This is a genomic window from Allobrachymonas wangyanguii, from assembly GCF_045055315.1.
Classification (GTDB): Bacteria; Pseudomonadota; Gammaproteobacteria; order Burkholderiales; family Burkholderiaceae_C; genus Brachymonas; species Brachymonas wangyanguii.
Genome location: NZ_CP173677.1, coordinates 980,968 through 998,491 on the forward strand (window position 1 = coordinate 980,968; position 17,524 = coordinate 998,491).

Consider the following 17,524-nt stretch of genomic DNA (forward strand, 5'->3'; position numbering starts at 1 on the left):
GTTTTTCGTGAAGGACTTGCACCATGCAACAGGGCAGCCGAAGCTGCCCTGCGCGGTTCTTGCCACAGATCCGGATCAGCCCTGGTGCTGCTCCAGGAAGCGCTGGGCGTCCAGCGCCGCCATGCAGCCGGTACCGGCGCTGGTGATGGCCTGGCGGTAGATATGGTCCTGCACGTCGCCGGCCGCGAACACGCCTGGCACGCTGGTTTGCGTGGCAAAGCCCTGCTGGCCGCCCTGGGTGATCAGGTAGCCATCCTGCATGGCCAGCTTGTCCTTGAAGATGTCGGTATTGGGTGAATGGCCAATGGCGATGAAGCAGCCATGCACGGGTATCTCCTCGGTGCTCTCGTCCTTGGTGCTGCGGATGCGCACGCCGGTCACGCCGCTGGCATCGCCCAGCACTTCCTCGAGCGTGGCAAACAGCTTCAGCTCGATCTTGCCGGCTTGCACCTTGTCCATCAGCTTGTCGACCAGGATCGCTTCGGCACGGAAGCTGTCCCGGCGATGGATCAGCGTGACCTTGCGGGCAATGTTGCTCAGATACAACGCTTCTTCCACGGCGGTGTTGCCGCCGCCCACCACGCAGACATCCTGGTCGCGGTAGAAGAAACCGTCACAGGTAGCGCAGGCGCTGACGCCGCGGCCCATGAAGGCTTCTTCGGACGGCAGACCGATGTAGCGCGCCGAGGCACCCGTGGCAATGATCAGCGTGTCGCAGGTGTAGCTGCCGCTGTCGCCAGTCAGGGTGAACGGGCGCTGGCCCAGTTCCACCGTGTGGATATGGTCGAACTGGATGGTGGCGTTGAAGCGCTGTGCGTGCTCCAGGAAGCGCTGCATCAGTTCCGGGCCTTGTACGCCATGCACGTCTGCCGGCCAGTTGTCCACATCGGTGGTGGTCATCAGTTGGCCGCCCTGGGCCATGCCGGTGATCAGCAGCGGTTGCAGGTTGGCGCGCGCAGCGTAGATCGCGGCAGAATAGCCGGCTGGGCCGGAGCCCAGGATCAGGACTTTGGCGTGCGTCGGAGTCGTCATGGCGTGTATCCTTTCTTGTTGGCAGGGGTCAATGCACTGCAGTGTAGCCGTTTGCCGATAGGGCAGAGGGCAAGCGGATATGTACAAAACAGAGCATTTCGTGTGAAGCATCGTGCACGATCGGTCAGTAATGGACAATTCCCCTGCAGTATCCATGATTTATGTCATGCTATTAGGGCAAAATGGCAGCTACCGGCATGACCGGCTAGCCAGGGAAAGGACGAGATGACCATTGTTTCCAATCTGGATCTGATCCGCAGGGTTCCCCTGTTCAGTGACTTGACTACGACACAAACCAGCGTGCTGTACGCCAACATCGGAAAAAAGCGCTTCAAGCGCGGTGAAAACATTGTGGAAGAGGGCCGTATCTCCGGCACCCTCTACATGATCCTGTCCGGCCGGGCGCGCGTCCTGCTGCAGGATCACCGTGGGCGCGAGGTCATCATGGCCACGCTGGAGGTGGGTGACTGCATCGGCGAAATGAGCCTGATCGACGGCGAGCCGCATTCCGCCACGGTACGTGCCGAGGTGCAGACCGACGTGCTCACGCTGGATCGCGACGCCTTCCTCAACAGCCTGCGCGAGAACTCCAGCATGGCCGAGGCGGTCATGCGGGGCCTGGTGCGCCGCCTGCGCAAGGCCGACAAGCAGATCGAGTCGCTGGCGCTGATGGATGTCTATGGCCGCGTGCAGACGGTACTGATCGACATGACGGAAACCGATGCCGACGGCAGCATGGTGTTGCGCCAGAAGGTATCGCGCCAGGACGTGGCCAAGATGGTTGGCGCCTCGCGCGAGATGGTCAGCCGCGTGATGAAACACTTTGAGGAAGATGGCACGCTGGTTGAGCGTCCGGATGGCAGCTTCGTGCTGACCCCGCGCAGCCAGCAGGCAGACTGAAGACGGCTGCCAAGGAAGTTGAATGGCATACCTGATTCGCAATACCCAGACTGAACCCGCCCCCGTAGACGACAAGCCGCTGGTCCCCGCCTTTTTCCGGCGTTTCAGCCAGGAGACCGTGCTGTTTGTCGGCCTGCTGCTGCTGGTATTCTGGCTGGCCGCCCTGGTCAGCCACGATACCGCTGACCCTGCCTGGAGCACCACCGGCGTCTATTCCGAGCCGCGCAACTGGCTTGGCCATGCCGGCGCCTGGGTCGCCGACATCAGCTATTTCCTGCTGGGCCGCTCGGTCTGGCTGCTGTTCCTGGCGCTGTTTGCCGGCTGGGTGCGCCTGTTCCGCAGCTGGATCCGCGGCCAGATGCTGCCCGAGGTGGCAGGCGTAGCGCAGGCAGACAACATCGGCTGGCGTCAGCGCTGGCTGGGCTGGTTTGACCAGCGCCTGGTCTGGTGGCTGGCCCTGCTGGTGTTGTTGGCGTCGGCCGCTGGCCTGGAATGGAGCCGCCTGTATGCCGGTGCAGCCTCGCTGCCGGGGGGCGCTGGCGGCATGCTGGGCAGCTTTGTCGGCCCGCTGATGCAGTCTTTCCTGGGCGGGCTGGGTTCCGGCGTGCTGGGCATCGTGCTGCTGGTAGCGGCGTTTGCCTGGGTGTTCCGCTTCTCCTGGGGCCAGGTGTCGCAGCAGATCGGTGCCTGGATCGAGCAGCGCATCGATGCCGCGCGTACCCGTCGTGAAGTGGCGGCAGATGTGGCAGCCGGCCAGGAAGCCGCCCGCCAGCGCGAAGTCGAGGTCGAGCAGGAGCTGGAACAGGTGCGCGAGAACCATCCGATTCCGGTGGCCGTCGACATGCCGGTACGACCGCTGGCGGCCGAGCCCAGTGTGCGTGTTGCCAAGGAGCGCCAGAAGCCGCTGTTTACCGAACTGCCTGACAGCACGCTGCCACAGATCAGCCTGCTGGACGAAGCGCCGGCCAACCGTGAAGCGATCCCGCACGAGACGCTGGAAATGACCAGCCGCCTGATCGAAAAGAAACTCAAGGACTTTGGCGTGGAGGTGCGCGTGGTGGCGGCCAAGCCGGGCCCGGTGGTCACGCGCTACGAGATGGAGCCGGCGACCGGCGTCAAGGGCTCGCAGATCGTCAACCTGGCCAAGGACCTGGCGCGTTCGCTGAGTCTGGTGTCGATCCGCGTGGTCGAGAACATTCCGGGCAAGAACCTGATGGCGCTGGAGTTGCCGAATGCGCGTCGCCAGACTATCCATCTGAGCGAGGTGCTGGGCTCCAACGCCTACCACGACGGCAAGTCGCTGCTGACGGTCGGCCTGGGCAAGGACATCGTCGGTACGCCGATCGTGGCTGACCTGGCCAAGATGCCGCACGTGATGGTGGCCGGTACCACCGGCTCCGGCAAGTCGGTCGGCATCAACGCCATGATCCTGAGCCTGCTCTACAAGGCATCGCCCGAGCAAGTGCGCCTGCTGATGATCGACCCCAAGATGCTGGAAATGTCGGTCTACGAAGACATTCCGCACCTGATTGCGCCGGTCGTGACTGACATGCGCCAGGCCGCCCACGGCCTGAACTGGTGCGTCGGCGAGATGGAGCGTCGCTACAAGCTGATGAGCAAGATGGGCGTGCGCAACCTGGCGGGCTACAACGCCAAGATCGAGGAGGCCAAGGCCCGTGAGGAGCTGATCCCGAACCCGTTCAGCCTGACGCCCGATTCGCCTGAGCCGCTGGAGCGCCTGCCGTATCTGGTGGTGGTGATCGACGAGCTGGCCGACCTGATGATGGTGGTCGGCAAGAAGATCGAGGAGTTGATTGCGCGTCTGGCGCAGAAGGCGCGTGCTGCCGGCATCCACCTGATCCTGGCGACGCAGCGCCCGAGCGTGGACGTGATCACCGGCCTGATCAAGGCCAACATCCCGACGCGTATCGCCTTCCAGGTATCGAGCAAGATCGACAGCCGCACCATTTTGGACCAGATGGGTGCCGAAAGCCTGCTGGGCATGGGTGACATGCTTTACCTGCCGTCGGGCCAAGGCATGCCGACGCGCGTGCACGGCGCCTTTGTCAGCGATGACGAAGTGCACCGCGTCGTGACCTTCCTGAAGGAGCACGGCGAGCCCAACTACATCGAGGGCGTGCTGGAAGGCGGTACCGTCGATGGCGAGGAGGGCGGTGCCGATGGCCAGGGTGGTGGCGAGCAGGATCCGATGTACGACCAGGCCGTCGAAGTGGTGCTGAAGAAGCGCAAGGCCAGCATCTCGCTGGTGCAGCGTGAACTGCGCATCGGCTACAACCGCGCTGCCCGCCTGCTGGAGGATATGGAGCGTGCTGGCCTGGTCAGCAGCCTGTCCAGCAGCGGCCAGCGCGACATCCTGGTGCCGAATCGCGACGAATAAACGTCAGCTTTCTGTCCTTGTTTTGTAACAAGTCCCTGTGCGGTGGCAAGACCGGCAGGGACTTGCGCCGTTAGCTGTTACATTTTCTGCCATGGCAGGACTTTTGCAACGCTTGCACCTGAACTCCTGCCCGTTTCCCCCTCTAAACTGACAGCAAGACCTGAAGCAGCCCGTCTGCAGATGCACGGCATGGGGCCGTGTGGCAGGTCAGCCTACGAAGGAGAAATCGCTGATGTTCAAGCAAGAAACCGCCAAATCCGTGCAGCCCGCTGCCGCTTCCCGTCGCCGTTCGCTGCTGGGAGCTGCATCCGTCCTGGCCGTGGGTCTGGCTGGCTGGAGTGGCGCCGCCCATGCGGATGGCCTGTCCACGCTCGACAGCTACATCAAGAACAGCAAGTCCGGTCAGGCCACTTTTACCCAGACCGTGACCAATGTGAACAAGAAAGGCACGGCACGCCAGAGCTCCGGCACCTTCAGCTTCAAGCGACCGGGCCAGTTCCGTTTCGATTACACCAAGCCGTTCAAGCAGACCATCGTCGCTGATGGCAAGACGCTGTGGATGTACGACGCCGGCCTGAACCAGGTGACGCAGCGCAGCCAGGCCCAGGTGCTGGACGCCACGCCGGCCGCCCTGGTGGCCTCGGCGACCAGCCTGAAGTCGCTGCAGACGCATTACAAGCTGGAAAATGCGACCGGGCAGGGTGGCCTGGAGTGGGTGCGCGCCACGCCCAAGGCCCAGGACGGCCAGATCAAGAACGTGATGATCGGTTTCCAGGGCAAGGACCTGCGTTCGCTGGTGATCCTGGACAACTTCGGCCAGCGTTCCGATATCCAGTTTCAGAACTTTGGCAGCAAGCTGCCGGCCAATGTCAGCTTCAACTTCAAGCCGCCGGCTGGTGCCGACGTGCTGAAGCAGTAAGCACGGCATGATCCTGCCCGTAGTGGCAGGCAATACGGGTAACATGCAGGCATGATGATGCGTCTGATGGCCTGCAATCCCGAATCCCACAGCCCTGTCTGCCTGCCGGCGCACAGGGCTGTGCTGTTGCTGTCTCTTGTGCAGGAGGATGCCCATGGCTGACCTGTTCTCGCAGGATCCGATCCCGCCGCTGGCCGAGGCGCTGCGGCCGAAAACGCTGGACGAGGTGATCGGCCAGACCCATTTGCTGGGTGAAGGCAAGCCGCTGCGGCTGGCCTTCCTGTCGGGCAAGCCGCACTCGATGATCTTCTGGGGCCCGCCCGGCGTGGGCAAGACCACGCTGGCGCGCCTGACGGCGACGGCGTTTGACTGCGCCTTTATCGCGCTGTCGGCGGTGTTTTCTGGCGTCAAGGACATCCGTGCCGCCATGGAGCAGGCCGAGCAGAATCTGGCGCAGGGCCGCCACACCATCCTGTTCGTGGACGAGATCCACCGCTTCAACAAGTCGCAGCAGGACGCCTTGCTGCCCTATGCCGAAAGCGGCCTGGTTACCTTTATCGGTGCCACCACAGAAAACCCCTCATTTGAGGTCAACTCGGCACTGCTGTCACGGGCGCAGGTCTATGTGCTCAAGTCGCTCACCGATGAGGAGCTGCGCCAGCTGCTGCAGCGCGCGCAGGCCATGGCGCTGGGTGAGCTGCAGTTTGACGAACTGGCGGTGGATACCCTGATCGGCTATGCCGATGGTGATGCGCGCCGCTTCCTGAACCTGCTGGAGCAGTGCCAGACGGCTGCGCACACCACTGGCGTGCAGCAGATCGAGGCCGCCTTTATCGAAAACGCGCTGACGCTGAATGCGCGCCGCTTTGACAAGGGCGGCGACAACTTCTACGACCAGATTTCGGCGCTGCACAAGTCGGTGCGAGGTTCCAGTCCCGATGCCGCACTCTACTGGCTGACGCGCATGCTGGATGGCGGCGCCGATCCGCGCTACCTGTCGCGCCGCATCATCCGCATGGCCTGGGAAGACATCGGCCTGGCCGATCCGCGCGCCATGCAGATCGCCAACGACGCCGCGCTGACCTACGAACGCCTCGGCAGCCCGGAAGGGGAGCTAGCGCTGGCGCAGGCGGTGATTTATCTGGCGATAGCCGCCAAGAGCAATGCCGGCTACAAGGCCTATAACCAGGCGCGCGCCTTCGTCAAGCAGGACAAGAGCCGCGAGGTGCCGGTGCATCTGCGCAATGCGCCCACCAAACTCATGAAAGAACTGGGCCATGGTCGTGCCTACCGCTATGCGCATGACGAACCGCATGCCTATGCCGCCGGCGAGCACTATCTGCCTGATGACATGGCCGATCCCGGCTGGTACCAGCCGGTGCCGCGCGGGCTGGAACTGCGCATTGGCGAGAAGCTGGCGCAGCTGAAACGCTGGGACGAAGAGGCCGGCAAGCCCTGATTTCAGGGATGACAGATCAGGGAATCCCCCACGCAAAACAGTCGGGAGCGTACGATCGTGCTTGCTACAATCGTTTGCCGCTGCTCGCTGGGTAAGGATTTGCAACAGGGCTGGCGGTACCGCGACAGGTGTCACACGCACCGGTTATAGAGGTAGCGCACACCGTTGCCGGTCAGATCAGGGGAGAACCCAGACGATGGAAATCTTGTTGCAACAGATCATCAATGGTCTGGTCCTGGGGAGCATGTACGCGCTGGTCGCCCTTGGCTACACCATGGTGTACGGCATCATCAACCTGATCAACTTTGCGCACGGCGAAGTGCTGATGATTGGCGCGCTCACCAGCTGGACGATTGTCGGTCTGATCCAGGAAAGCATGCCGGGCCTGCCAGGCTGGATGGTGCTGCTGATTGCCATGCTGGTGGCCTGCGTGGTGGCTGCCGTGCTCAACTTCAGCATCGAGAAAATTGCCTACCGGCCGCTGCGCAACAGCCCGCGGCTGGCACCGCTGATCACCGCCATTGGCATGAGCATCCTGCTGCAGACGCTGGCCATGATCATCTGGAAGCCCAACTACAAGTCCTACCCGACGCTGCTGGCGGCCGAGCCGTTCCAGGTCGCCGGAGCTGTCATCACCGTGACCCAGGTGATGGTGCTGGGCGTGACCGCCATCTGCCTGTCGGTGCTGCTCTACGTGGTACACCGCACCAGCCTGGGCCGTGCCATGCGTGCCACCGCCGAAAATCCGAGCGTGGCCTCGCTGATGGGGGTCAAGCCCGATACCGTGATTTCTGCCACCTTCATCATCGGCGCCGTGCTGGCCGCCGTGGCCGGCGTCATGTTTGCCGCCAACTACGGCACAGTGCAGCACACCATGGGCTTTCTGCCGGGCCTGAAGGCGTTTACCGCCGCGGTGCTGGGCGGCATTGGCAACCTCGGCGGAGCCGTGGTTGGCGGCCTGTTGCTGGGCCTGATCGAATCGATCGGCTCCGGCTACCTGGGTGTGCTGACCGGCGGCGTGCTGGGCAGCCATTACACCGACATCCTGGGCTTCCTGGTGCTGGTGCTGATCCTGATCCTGCGCCCGTCCGGCCTGCTGGGCGAACGCGTGGCCGACCGCGCCTGACCGGGAGAACCGCATGACATCGAGCAAGAGCAAACTGTTTGTCTTCCTGCTGGCGGCGATTGGCCTGCTGGTACTGCCGCTGGTGCTGCAGCAGTTCGGCAACGCCTGGGTGCGCATCGCCGACCTGGCGCTGCTGTACATCATGCTGGCGCTGGGCCTGAATATCGTGGTCGGCTACGCCGGCTTGCTGGATCTGGGCTATGTGGCGTTTTATGCCGTGGGTGCCTACCTGTTCGCGCTACTGGCTTCGCCGCATCTGCTCGGCACCTTTCCACAGCTGGTGGCGGTGTTTCCCAACGGCATGCACTTGCCGCTCTGGGCGGTGATTCCGCTGGCGGCGGCGCTGGCCGGCATTGTCGGTGTGCTGTTGGGCTACCCGCTGCTCAAGCTGCGCGGTGATTACCTGGCCATCGTTACGCTGGGCTTTGGCGAGATCATCCGTATCTTCATGAACAACCTGGATGCGCCGGTCAATATCACCAACGGGCCCAAGGGCATCGGCCAGATCGATCCGGTCACCGTGGCCGGCCATTCGCTGTCGCGTTCGCTCGATATCGGCGGTTTTACCGTGGCTTCGGTCAGCCTGTACTACTACCTGTTCCTGGTGCTGGTGGTGCTGACGGTGGTGGTCTGCTACCGCCTGCAGGACTCGCGTATCGGCCGCGCCTGGATGGCGATCCGCGAAGACCAGACGGCGGCGCAGGCGATGGGCCTGAACACGCGCAACCTCAAGCTGCTGGCCTTCGGCATGGGGGCCACTTTTGGTGGCATTTCCGGTGCCATGTTTGCCAGCTTCCAGGGCTTTGTCTCGCCCGAATCCTTCAGCCTGATGGAGTCGATCATGATCGTCGCCATGGTGGTGCTCGGTGGCCTGGGCCACCTGCCGGGCGTGATCCTGGGCGCAGTGTTGCTGTCGGCACTGCCCGAGGTGCTGCGCTATGTGGCGCACCCGTTGCAGGCCATGACCGATGGTCGCCTGGATCCGGCGATCCTGCGCCAGCTGCTGATTGCACTGGCCATGATCTCGGTGATGCTGCTGCGTCCGCGCGGTCTGTGGCCTTCGCCCGAGCATGGCAAGTCGGCCAGCCGCAAGGTGGGTGCCAGCAAGGCCCAGCCGGTGACGGCCCAGCAGAACCCGCCTGGCGTCGACTCGCCCGCCGATGCCGTTCCCGGCACTACTACGGTCCGCCAGGACAGCGTCAACCCCTGAGGCGGAAACAGCATGAGCACGACGATTCTCGAAGTCCGCAATGTGTCCAAGCGCTTTGGCGGCCTGCAGGCGCTGAGCGAGGTCAAGCTGCATATCGAGCAGGGCCAGGTCTACGGCCTGATCGGTCCCAACGGCGCCGGCAAGACGACCTTTTTCAACGTCATCACCGGCCTGTATACGCCGGATAGTGGCAGCTTTGAACTGGCCGGCAAGGCCTACGAGCCGACGGCGGTACACAAGGTGGCCCAGGCTGGCATCGCTCGGACCTTCCAGAACATCCGCCTGTTTGCCGAGATGACGGCGCTGGAAAACGTGATGGTGGGGCGCCATGTGCGTACCCATTCCGGCGTGCTGGGTGCCATCTTCCAGACACGCGCCTTCCGTGCCGAGGAAGCCGCCATCCGCGAGCGTGCACAGGAACTGCTGGACTATGTCGGCATTGGCCAATATGCGGATTTCCGTGCGCGTACGCTGAGTTATGGCGATCAGCGCCGGCTGGAGATTGCCCGCGCGCTGGCGACCGAGCCGCAGCTGATTGCGCTCGACGAGCCGGCAGCCGGCATGAACGCCACCGAAAAAGTGCAGCTGCGCGAGCTGATCGACCGCATCCGCAAGGACAACCGCACCATTCTGCTGATCGAGCACGACGTGAAGCTGGTCATGGGCTTGTGCGACCGCGTGACGGTGCTGGACTATGGCAAGGTGATCGCCGAAGGCACGCCGGCGCAGGTGCAGAAGGACGAGAAGGTGATCGAGGCCTATCTGGGCACCGGGCAGCATTGAGGCAGAACACAGCATGAGCAAAACCCTGTTGAAAATCAGTGGACTGGAAGTGGCCTACGGCGGCATCAATGCGGTCAAGGGCATCGACCTGGAAGTGCGCGAGGGCGAACTGGTCTCGCTGATCGGCTCCAACGGTGCCGGCAAGACCACCACCATGAAGGCGATCACCGGGCTGCAGCCGGTGCGCAACGGCGATATCCAGTTCCTGGGCAAGAGCATCCGCGGCAAGGGCGCCTGGGATATTGCCCGGGCAGGGCTGGTGATGATTCCGGAAGGACGCGGCATCTTCACGCGCATGAGCATCATCGAGAACCTGCAGATGGGCGCCTTCCTGCGCAAGGACAAGGCCGCCGTGGCACAGGATATGGAGCGCATGCTGGAGTTGTTCCCGCGGCTGAAGGAACGCCGTGCCCAATTGGCCGGCACCATGTCCGGCGGCGAGCAGCAGATGCTGGCGATGGCGCGTGGCCTGATGGCACGTCCGCGCCTGTTGCTGCTGGATGAGCCATCCATGGGCTTGTCACCGATCATGGTGGACAAGATCTTCGAGGTGGTGCAGGACGTGCACCAGCGCGGCATGACGCTGTTGCTGGTGGAACAGAACGCCAGCCGTGCGCTGTCGATTGCCGATCGCGGCTACGTGATGGAGTCGGGCGTGATGACCATGCAGGGCGAGGCAGGCAGCATGCTGGAGGATCCGCGCGTGCGTGCAGCCTATCTGGGCGAGTAAACTGGCTTGCGGGACTATTTCACGTTTTTTGGATGTTTATTTCCGCATGAAACATGTGTGATGGCGTAATGATCATTGCTTCCGGCAACAATTTCAGATATGCCGGATCCCCTGATTACCAGTACCAGGCCATTTGAGTGCCTGGATTTTTATACCCGAGTGCTCAAGCTGCAGCATGTTCCGAACCTGGAGCTCGATGCCTGCATGGCACAGGCGTATGCTGGCTATGTATTCCGATTGAGCCCGGGCAGCATCCAGCTGGTCGAAGTCCAGCGACAGCTTGCCGAAAATAGCGTTGATGCGCACATGAACCCTGTGATGCAGGAGTTCTACTTCCTGGCGTCCCAGCCGGTGTCCGCGATTTCTACCCGCCTGCAGCGCGAAGGCTGGGTCAACTTCCAGGGACCGGTGCTGTACGAGGGCAGAATCAGTGGCTTGCGCATCCTGCGCGTGCTGGATCCTGACGGTAACCGCTTGCGGCTGGTCGAGCTCTGCTACTGAACCAGCCGCTATTACTCAGGCTTGCGGATCCGCCTTGTCCTTTAGCGAGGTAAAGGCATCGGCAAAGAAGTTGTCCGGATCCAGCTGGTGGCTGGCAATGGCGCGTTCCTTGGCGGCATCCACCATGGCGGGAGCGCCACAGGCATAGAGCTGGGCATCGCGCATGTCCGGGTTCTCCTGCAGCATCACGTTCAGCGCCAGGCCACTCAGGCCGGTCCAGCCGTCTTCCGGCAGGGCATCGGAAATCACCGGCACATAGCGTACCTGCGGATGGCGCGCGCAATAGTCCGTGATCCAGTCGTGCATGTAGACGTCGGCCGGGCGGCGCGCGCCCCAGTAGAGCACTGCATGGCGCTGGCTGCCGGTGTGTGCCATGTGTTCCAGCATGGCCTTGATCGGGGCAAAGCCGGTGCCGGAGGCCAGAAAGATCAGCGGGCCCTGGCCGTCTTCTTCGCGCAGGTGGAAGCTGCCGAACGGACCTTCGATGCGCAGGATTTCCTTTTCCTTCATGCCGTCGAACACATGGTCGGTGAACTTGCCGCCGGGCATGTGGCGCACATGCAGATCGACACGCGGCTGCGCCGGATCGATGTCCTGCGGGGCGGTGGCCATGGAATAGCTGCGGCGCTGGCCATCGGCCAGCAGGAAATCGATGTACTGGCCGGCGTGGTATTGCAGCGGTGCATTGGTCGGCAACTGCAGGGTGATCTGCATCACGTCATCGGCCAGGCGCGCCAGGCCCATCACGCGCGCCGGCATCTTGCGCACCGGGAAAGCGCCGGCTGCCGTCACCTGGCGCGATTCCAGCACCAGGTCGGACTGCGGTACGGCACGGCAGGCCAGCACCATGCCGGCTGCCAGTTCGGCCTCGGACAGGGCTTTTTCCTGATAGGGGTGGTGCGTGACCTCGCCGCTGATCTTCTTGCACTTGCAGGAGCCACAGGCACCATCCTTGCAGCCATAGGGCAGGCCGATGGTCAGACGGATGCCGGCTTCGAGCACGGTTTCGCCGTCCAGAACCTCAAACTGGCGGCCGCTGGGCTGGATATGGACCTGGTATCCCATGGGGGGTGTTCTCCTGCAAAAATCGGATGGAAAAGGGCGGCTCCACTCGGGAGCCATCATGCTTTATTGTCCTGTATCTTGGGGCTCCCTGATGGGTGCAGGGTCAGTCGCTGCTACATTCGGGGCTGCCTGAGCCTGTCATGATGCTGTTCCATGTCCTTGTTCCGTCCCCGCACCGTTGATCCCGAGACCCGACGCCCGCGCGCATGGCCGGCCCGTTTCCGCCGCCAGCGTCTGCTGATAGTCGGCTGTGGCGATGTCGGTGCGCGCGTGGTGCGGCAAGCCGTGCCACGCCGCGGCGTGCAGCTGCTGGCATTGAGCAGCCAGCCGCAGCGGCTGGCTGCGCTGCGCACACAGGGGCTGGCGGTGCTGTCCGGCAACCTGGACCAGCCGCACAGCCTGCGCCGGCTGGCTGGCTGGGCGCATCGCGTGCTGCATCTGGCGCCACCTGGTGCCGATGGTGGCGCATTGGACCTGCGCACACGCACCCTGGTGCAGGCCTTGCGGCGTGGCCGACAACCCTTGCAACTGGCCTATGGCAGCACCAGCGGTGTCTATGGCAACCGCCACGGTGCTTTGCTGCGTGAAACCGATATCGTGGCCCCCGCCACCGATCGCGCGCGCCGCCGCGTGCATGCCGAACAGACCCTGCGCCGCTGGGGCCGGCAAGGCCTGGGCCAGCCTGCCATCAGCATCCTGCGCATACCGGGCATCTACGCGCCAGACCGGCCACAAGGCACGCCGCGTGAACGCCTGTTGCGTGGCACACCGGCCTTGCAGCCGCAGGATGACAGCTACAGCAACCACATCCATGCCGATGACCTGGCGCGTGCCTGCTGGTTGGCGTTATGGCGTGGCCGGCCACAGCGCATCGTGCACGTGAACGACGATGCGCGCCTGAAAATGGGGGACTATTTTGATCTGGCGGCTGATCTGTATGGCTTGCCTCGTCCGCCACGCATCAGCCTGGCTGCGGCGCGCGAACAGCTGTCGCCGATGCTGCTGAGTTTCATGCAGGAATCGCGCCAGTTGGACAACCGCCGCCTGAAACAGGAACTGGGGCTGGTGCTGCGTTATCCGACGCCGGAACAGGGGCTGCTGCCAAGGCAGCCGTTACAATCCGCATCATGCTAGCCAAACGAATCATCCCCTGTCTCGACGTTACCGGTGGCCGCGTGGTCAAGGGCGTCAATTTTGTCGAACTGCGCGATGCCGGTGACCCGGTCGAAATCGCCGCCCGCTATAACGAGCAGGGCGCCGACGAACTCACTTTCCTGGACATTACCGCCACCAGCGATGGGCGCGACATGATCCTGCACATCATCGAGGCGGTGGCCAGCCAGGTCTTTATCCCACTGACGGTAGGCGGTGGCGTGCGCACGGTCGATGATGTACGTCGCCTGCTCAACGCTGGCGCCGACAAGACCAGTTTCAACTCGGCGGCCATTGCCAATCCCGAGGTCATCCGCGAGGCTGCCGGCCGCTACGGCTCGCAGTGCATTGTGGTGGCAATCGACGCCAAGCGCCGCGTGCTGCCCGAAGATATTGCCGCACGCGGAGAGGGCTGGGACGTTTATAGCCACGGCGGCCGCCAGAACACCGGCCTCGATGCCGTGGCCTGGGCGCGCCAGATGGCCGACTATGGTGCCGGCGAAATCCTGCTCACCAGCATGGACAAGGATGGCACCAAGAGCGGTTTTGACCTGGAACTCACGCGTGCCGTCAGCGATGCGATTTCGGTACCGGTAATCGCTTCCGGTGGTGTTGGCAACCTGGATCACCTGGCCGATGGCGTGCAGCAGGGCGGTGCCGATGCCGTACTGGCCGCCAGCATCTTCCACTATGGCGAATACACCGTGCTGCAGGCCAAACAGCACATGGCGGCGCGCGGCATTCCGGTGCGCCTGTAAGGAGACGCCATGACGATGACGCCAGACTGGCTCGATGCCGTGCGTTGGGATGCCAACGGCCTGGTGCCGGTGATTGCCCAGGAAGCCGCTACCGGCGACGTGATGATGTTCGCCTGGATGAACCGTGAAGCGCTGCAGAAGACTGCCGAGCTTGGTCGCGCCGTCTACTTCAGTCGTTCGCGCAACAAGCTCTGGTTCAAGGGCGAGGAAAGCGGCCATGTGCAGACCGTGCACGATATCCGCCTCGACTGCGACAACGACGTGGTGCTGCTCAAGATCACGCAGCTCGGCCACGAGCCCGGCATTGCCTGCCACACCGGCCGCCACAGCTGCTTTTACCAAAGCTTGCAAAACGGCCACTGGCAAGCCATCGATCCGGTCTTGAAAGACCCTGAAAGCATCTACAAGTAATGGCCATGACCTTCACCACGCAAGACATCCTCGCCCGTGTCGCCGACACGCTGGAATCGCGCCTGCCGGCACGCGGTGGCAATCCCGAGACCAGTTATGTGGCGAAACTGCTGCACAAGGGCCCGGACGCCTTCCTCAAGAAAATTGGCGAGGAAGCCACCGAAACCGTGATGGCAGCCAAGGATGTGGATGCCGGTGCCGACAAGGCCAAACTGGTGTATGAAATCGCCGATCTCTGGTTCCACAGCATGATCGCGCTCACGCACTACGGCCTGCGTCCGGAAGACATTACGGCGGAACTTGCGCGCCGCGAAGGGATCAGTGGCATTGCAGAGAAGGCGAGCCGTCCGGCCGACTGACTCCGCGCCACCCACCGTTCTCGACAAGGAGTTGCCATGAACGACGTGCTTGACGTAAAAGCCCGCGAAACCCGGCCCCAGGCGCAAGTGCAGCCGCCAGCCTTCCCGCAGGGATACGACCTGGAAACCCGCGCCCGCAACCTCAAGGCCGTGGGCTGGGTCAGCTATCTGCTGCACTTGGCGGTGGCGCTGGCCGCCGTCATTCCGGGCCTGCAGGTGGGGGTGGCGGTGCTGATCCTGGCCTTCGTGATTGACCTGGTCAAGCGCGATGACGCCAAGGGTACCTGGCAGGAAAGCCATTTCAGCTGGCGCATCCGCTCCGTGCTCTGGGCCACCTTCTGGTATGTGGTGACCAGCCCGCTGTTCCTGCTGCTGATCGTGCCCGGCTACCTGGCCTGGGGCATTGTCTCGATCTGGTTCCTGTACCGCATCGTGCGCGGCATGGTGCGCATGAATGACAACCGTCCGGTAGGTGCATGACGCAGCAATGTCAGCTATGTGTCACGGTTCCGGGTGATAATCCACGGATTGTTTGTCAAACCACCCGGACGTGAGCATGCAAGCCGACTGCATTTTCTGCAAGATTGCCGCAGGACAGATTCCCTCGAACAAGGTGTACGAGGACGAAGACATCTTCGCCTTCCATGACATCAACCCGTGGGCACCCGTGCATTTCCTGATCATTCCCAAGCGCCATATCAGCTCGATGGCGGCGCTGACCGAGGCCGATGCGGCCCTGATGGGCAAGATCATGACGCTGGCACCGAAGCTGGCCATGGAGCAGGGCTGCGAGCCCTATCCCGAAGGCGGCTTCCGCGTGGTCATCAACACCGGCGAGCAGGGCGGTCAGGAAGTGCACCACTTGCACGTCCACGTGATCGGCGGACCGCGTCCGTGGAAAAAAGGCTGAGTCAGGGCATTCCGCCTTGCTGCACCGCACATTACAATCATTTTTCTGAACTGAACATACATCAAGGAGTTCAACATGGGTTCTCTGTCCATCTGGCACTGGCTGATCGTGCTGCTGATCGTGGTCCTGGTATTCGGTACCAAGAAGCTGAAGAACATCGGCACCGACCTGGGCGGCGCCGTGAAGGGTTTCAAGGACGGCATGAAGGAAGGCGAAACGCCGGCCGATGCCGCTGCCCAGCAGCAGGTCACGGCCAGCAAGGCGGCTGACCAGGCCAACACCATTGACGTCGAAGCCAAGAACAAGTCCTGATGCGCTGTCTGACGGTGACAGGAGCAGGCGAGCGTGATTGATCTCGGTATTTCCAAGCTGGCGCTGATCGGCGTGGTGGCGCTCGTCGTCATCGGGCCGGAAAAGCTGCCGCGCGTGGCGCGCACCGTGGGTGCGCTGGTTGGCAAGGCGCAGCGCTATGTGAGCGACGTCAAGGCCGAGGTCACGCGCAGCATGGAGCTGGACGAGCTGCGCAAGATGAAGGAAGCGGTCGAGGGTGCCGCGCGCGATGTCGAGCGCGAGATCCACGAAACCGGCCGCAGCGTGCAGACCGACCTGGAAGGCAGTTACGACAGCGACAGTACCAGCAGCACGACGGGCAGCGCTGCTGACAGCAGCTCCAGTTCCGGTGCCGGCTCGGTGTTCCAGTCTGACGACAGCTATGCCACGGCCGAAGGTGGCCACACTGGCTACACGCCGCGTCCGGCCTCGTCGTACCGCCATCCGCGCAAGAACTGGCGCGTCAAGCGCGGTGCCACGCCGGTCTGGTACAAGCAGCAGCAGGGCGTTCGCACCCATATCCAGTCGGCAGCTGCGCGCGTGGCACGCTTCCGCCCCAAGAAACGCATCTGATGCACACCCGGTGCCGGATCTTCCGGTGCCGGCCATCTTTTCCATCTGAACAGGTACCATGGCTGAGGACAACAAGCAGGACGAGCTCGCGGGTAGCGAGCAGCCCTTCGTCGAGCATCTGATCGAGCTGCGCGACCGCATCCTGTACATGCTGTACGGGGTCGCCGCGGTGGCGCTGGTGCTGGCCTTCTTTCCCGGTCCGGATGGCCTGCTCAACTTCATTGCGCAGCCGATCCGGGCCCATATGCCGGCCGATTCGCGCCTGATCGCGGTCGATGTGTTTTCCCCTTTCTTCGTGCCGCTCAAGGTATTGATGATGGTGGCGGTGCTGGCAGCCTTGCCCTGGCTGATGTACCAGGCCTGGGCCTTTGTCGCGCCGGGCCTGTACAACCACGAAAAGAAATTCGCGATGCCGCTGATCATCTTCGGCAGCCTGCTGGCCTATGCCGGCATTGCCTTCGTGCAATTCTTCGTGCTGGACAAGATGTTCAATTTCATCCAGCACTTCACGCCGGATTCGGTGGCGGCCACGCCTGACGTCGCTTCCTACGTGCAGGCGATCCTGTCGCTCTATCTGGCGTTTGCGCTGGCCTTCCAGGTGCCTATCGTGGTGATGCTGCTGGTGCGTTTCGGCATGGTCACGGTGGCGCAGCTCAAGTCCTTCCGGGGCTATTTCATCGTACTTGCTTTCGTCGTGGCCGCGATTGTCACGCCGCCTGACGTGCTGTCACAGCTGGCACTGGCGATTCCCATGTGCTTGCTGTACGAGGTCGGCATCTGGGGGTCGGGCTGGTTCAATCGCGTCAGCAAGTCGCCTGACAGCGAGAACGAGGACGAGGCCAAGGCGGAGTAAGCACCGCCACAGGCACGCAGGATGCAAAAGGCCGGCTTCAAGCCGGCCTTGCTGT

20 protein-coding genes are annotated in these 17,524 nt (G+C 63.1%); 18 read left to right on the plus strand and 2 right to left on the minus strand.

The genetic code is table 11. The features are described 5' to 3' along the window. Window positions 1-75 precede the first annotated feature (75 nt). Complete coding sequence (gene trxB, locus ACI3EV_RS04675) at window positions 76-1,032, minus strand: thioredoxin-disulfide reductase (RefSeq protein ID WP_329770172.1); 957 nt, start codon at window positions 1,030-1,032, stop codon at window positions 76-78. Between the two features lie 225 nt (window positions 1,033-1,257). Here trxB and ACI3EV_RS04680 point away from each other — a divergent pair, with 225 nt between their 5' ends. From ACI3EV_RS04680 to ACI3EV_RS04720, 9 genes are all read left to right on the plus strand, one after another. Further along, window positions 1,258-1,932 (plus strand): Crp/Fnr family transcriptional regulator, encoded by a 675-nt coding sequence (locus ACI3EV_RS04680; RefSeq protein ID WP_329770173.1) that lies wholly within the window; start codon window positions 1,258-1,260, stop codon window positions 1,930-1,932. 22 nt (window positions 1,933-1,954) lie between these two features. Further along, entirely contained in the window at window positions 1,955-4,330 is a 2,376-nt protein-coding gene (locus tag ACI3EV_RS04685; protein ID WP_329770174.1) for a DNA translocase FtsK 4TM domain-containing protein, read from the plus strand. Between the two features lie 232 nt (window positions 4,331-4,562). Beyond that, the gene (lolA, locus tag ACI3EV_RS04690) at window positions 4,563-5,249 is read left to right on the plus strand and encodes an outer membrane lipoprotein chaperone LolA (protein ID WP_329770175.1); all 687 of its coding nucleotides are present in this window, start codon (window positions 4,563-4,565) and stop codon (window positions 5,247-5,249) included. Between the two features lie 154 nt (window positions 5,250-5,403). Next, a complete protein-coding gene (locus ACI3EV_RS04695; protein ID WP_329770176.1) occupies window positions 5,404-6,708 on the plus strand; it encodes a replication-associated recombination protein A in 1,305 nt (434 codons plus the stop codon). A 196-nt stretch (window positions 6,709-6,904) separates the two neighbouring features. Then, window positions 6,905-7,834 carry a branched-chain amino acid ABC transporter permease gene (locus ACI3EV_RS04700; RefSeq protein WP_337690660.1) on the plus strand — a complete coding sequence of 310 codons (930 nt, stop codon included), beginning with the start codon at window positions 6,905-6,907 and terminating at the stop codon, window positions 7,832-7,834. 13 nt (window positions 7,835-7,847) lie between these two features. Then, entirely contained in the window at window positions 7,848-9,044 is a 1,197-nt protein-coding gene (locus ACI3EV_RS04705; protein ID WP_329770178.1) for an ABC transporter permease subunit, read from the plus strand. A 12-nt stretch (window positions 9,045-9,056) separates the two neighbouring features. Then, window positions 9,057-9,827, plus strand: a complete 771-nt coding sequence (locus ACI3EV_RS04710; protein WP_329770179.1) for an ABC transporter ATP-binding protein — start codon at window positions 9,057-9,059, stop codon at window positions 9,825-9,827. 13 nt (window positions 9,828-9,840) lie between these two features. Next, a complete protein-coding gene (locus tag ACI3EV_RS04715) occupies window positions 9,841-10,557 on the plus strand; it encodes an ABC transporter ATP-binding protein (RefSeq protein ID WP_329770180.1) in 717 nt (238 codons plus the stop codon). A 99-nt stretch (window positions 10,558-10,656) separates the two neighbouring features. Continuing rightward, window positions 10,657-11,058, plus strand: a complete 402-nt coding sequence (locus ACI3EV_RS04720) for a hypothetical protein (protein ID WP_329770181.1) — start codon at window positions 10,657-10,659, stop codon at window positions 11,056-11,058. Window positions 11,059-11,073: 15 nt separating this feature from the next. Here the strand turns inward: ACI3EV_RS04720 and ACI3EV_RS04725 are convergent, their stop codons facing one another. Further along, on the minus strand, window positions 11,074-12,123 hold the full coding sequence (locus ACI3EV_RS04725) for a CDP-6-deoxy-delta-3,4-glucoseen reductase (RefSeq protein WP_337690652.1): 1,050 nt from the start codon (window positions 12,121-12,123) through the stop codon (window positions 11,074-11,076). 153 nt (window positions 12,124-12,276) lie between these two features. On the opposite strand from ACI3EV_RS04725, the gene ACI3EV_RS04730 reads away from it, so the two are divergent. The 9 genes from ACI3EV_RS04730 (at window position 12,277) to tatC (ending at window position 17,469) form a co-directional block, all read left to right on the plus strand. After that, complete coding sequence (locus ACI3EV_RS04730; RefSeq protein ID WP_337690649.1) at window positions 12,277-13,257, plus strand: NAD-dependent epimerase/dehydratase family protein; 981 nt, start codon at window positions 12,277-12,279, stop codon at window positions 13,255-13,257. Continuing rightward, window positions 13,251-14,033, plus strand: a complete 783-nt coding sequence (gene hisF, locus ACI3EV_RS04735; RefSeq protein ID WP_329770184.1) for an imidazole glycerol phosphate synthase subunit HisF — start codon at window positions 13,251-13,253, stop codon at window positions 14,031-14,033. The genes ACI3EV_RS04730 and hisF overlap by 7 nt, the downstream gene beginning before the upstream one ends. 15 nt (window positions 14,034-14,048) lie before the next feature. Beyond that, entirely contained in the window at window positions 14,049-14,444 is a 396-nt protein-coding gene (hisI, locus tag ACI3EV_RS04740) for a phosphoribosyl-AMP cyclohydrolase (RefSeq protein WP_329770567.1), read from the plus strand. Next, window positions 14,444-14,803 (plus strand): phosphoribosyl-ATP diphosphatase, encoded by a 360-nt coding sequence (locus ACI3EV_RS04745; protein ID WP_329770185.1) that lies wholly within the window; start codon window positions 14,444-14,446, stop codon window positions 14,801-14,803. Before hisI ends, ACI3EV_RS04745 begins: the two co-directional genes overlap by 1 nt. Before the next feature lie 36 nt (window positions 14,804-14,839). After that, entirely contained in the window at window positions 14,840-15,283 is a 444-nt protein-coding gene (locus tag ACI3EV_RS04750; protein ID WP_329770186.1) for a hypothetical protein, read from the plus strand. A gap of 76 nt (window positions 15,284-15,359) precedes the next feature. After that, window positions 15,360-15,713, plus strand: a complete 354-nt coding sequence (locus ACI3EV_RS04755) for a histidine triad nucleotide-binding protein (RefSeq protein WP_329770187.1) — start codon at window positions 15,360-15,362, stop codon at window positions 15,711-15,713. Between the two features lie 75 nt (window positions 15,714-15,788). Continuing rightward, window positions 15,789-16,025, plus strand: coding sequence for a Sec-independent protein translocase subunit TatA (gene tatA / locus ACI3EV_RS04760; protein ID WP_329770188.1), 237 nt, complete (start codon window positions 15,789-15,791; stop codon window positions 16,023-16,025). Window positions 16,026-16,058: 33 nt separating this feature from the next. Then, window positions 16,059-16,616, plus strand: a complete 558-nt coding sequence (gene tatB, locus ACI3EV_RS04765; protein ID WP_337690644.1) for a Sec-independent protein translocase protein TatB — start codon at window positions 16,059-16,061, stop codon at window positions 16,614-16,616. Between the two features lie 58 nt (window positions 16,617-16,674). After that, window positions 16,675-17,469, plus strand: coding sequence for a twin-arginine translocase subunit TatC (gene tatC, locus ACI3EV_RS04770; protein ID WP_329770190.1), 795 nt, complete (start codon window positions 16,675-16,677; stop codon window positions 17,467-17,469). Window positions 17,470-17,524: the final 55 nt, after the last annotated feature.

What these genes read in the sequence shown, in the direction of transcription:
- trxB (WP_329770172.1), bottom strand. Translation starts at nt 1,032, where the DNA reads ATGACGACTCCGACGCACGCCAAAGTCCTGATCCTGGGCTCCGGCCCA.
- ACI3EV_RS04680 (WP_329770173.1), top strand. Translation starts at nt 1,258, where the DNA reads ATGACCATTGTTTCCAATCTGGATCTGATCCGCAGGGTTCCCCTGTTC.
- ACI3EV_RS04685 (WP_329770174.1), top strand. Translation starts at nt 1,955, where the DNA reads ATGGCATACCTGATTCGCAATACCCAGACTGAACCCGCCCCCGTAGAC.
- lolA (WP_329770175.1), top strand. Translation starts at nt 4,563, where the DNA reads ATGTTCAAGCAAGAAACCGCCAAATCCGTGCAGCCCGCTGCCGCTTCC.
- ACI3EV_RS04695 (WP_329770176.1), top strand. Translation starts at nt 5,404, where the DNA reads ATGGCTGACCTGTTCTCGCAGGATCCGATCCCGCCGCTGGCCGAGGCG.
- ACI3EV_RS04700 (WP_337690660.1), top strand. Translation starts at nt 6,905, where the DNA reads ATGGAAATCTTGTTGCAACAGATCATCAATGGTCTGGTCCTGGGGAGC.
- ACI3EV_RS04705 (WP_329770178.1), top strand. Translation starts at nt 7,848, where the DNA reads ATGACATCGAGCAAGAGCAAACTGTTTGTCTTCCTGCTGGCGGCGATT.
- ACI3EV_RS04710 (WP_329770179.1), top strand. Translation starts at nt 9,057, where the DNA reads ATGAGCACGACGATTCTCGAAGTCCGCAATGTGTCCAAGCGCTTTGGC.
- ACI3EV_RS04715 (WP_329770180.1), top strand. Translation starts at nt 9,841, where the DNA reads ATGAGCAAAACCCTGTTGAAAATCAGTGGACTGGAAGTGGCCTACGGC.
- ACI3EV_RS04720 (WP_329770181.1), top strand. Translation starts at nt 10,657, where the DNA reads ATGCCGGATCCCCTGATTACCAGTACCAGGCCATTTGAGTGCCTGGAT.
- ACI3EV_RS04725 (WP_337690652.1), bottom strand. Translation starts at nt 12,123, where the DNA reads ATGGGATACCAGGTCCATATCCAGCCCAGCGGCCGCCAGTTTGAGGTT.
- ACI3EV_RS04730 (WP_337690649.1), top strand. Translation starts at nt 12,277, where the DNA reads ATGTCCTTGTTCCGTCCCCGCACCGTTGATCCCGAGACCCGACGCCCG.
- hisF (WP_329770184.1), top strand. Translation starts at nt 13,251, where the DNA reads ATGCTAGCCAAACGAATCATCCCCTGTCTCGACGTTACCGGTGGCCGC.
- hisI (WP_329770567.1), top strand. Translation starts at nt 14,049, where the DNA reads ATGACGCCAGACTGGCTCGATGCCGTGCGTTGGGATGCCAACGGCCTG.
- ACI3EV_RS04745 (WP_329770185.1), top strand. Translation starts at nt 14,444, where the DNA reads ATGGCCATGACCTTCACCACGCAAGACATCCTCGCCCGTGTCGCCGAC.
- ACI3EV_RS04750 (WP_329770186.1), top strand. Translation starts at nt 14,840, where the DNA reads ATGAACGACGTGCTTGACGTAAAAGCCCGCGAAACCCGGCCCCAGGCG.
- ACI3EV_RS04755 (WP_329770187.1), top strand. Translation starts at nt 15,360, where the DNA reads ATGCAAGCCGACTGCATTTTCTGCAAGATTGCCGCAGGACAGATTCCC.
- tatA (WP_329770188.1), top strand. Translation starts at nt 15,789, where the DNA reads ATGGGTTCTCTGTCCATCTGGCACTGGCTGATCGTGCTGCTGATCGTG.
- tatC (WP_329770190.1), top strand. Translation starts at nt 16,675, where the DNA reads ATGGCTGAGGACAACAAGCAGGACGAGCTCGCGGGTAGCGAGCAGCCC.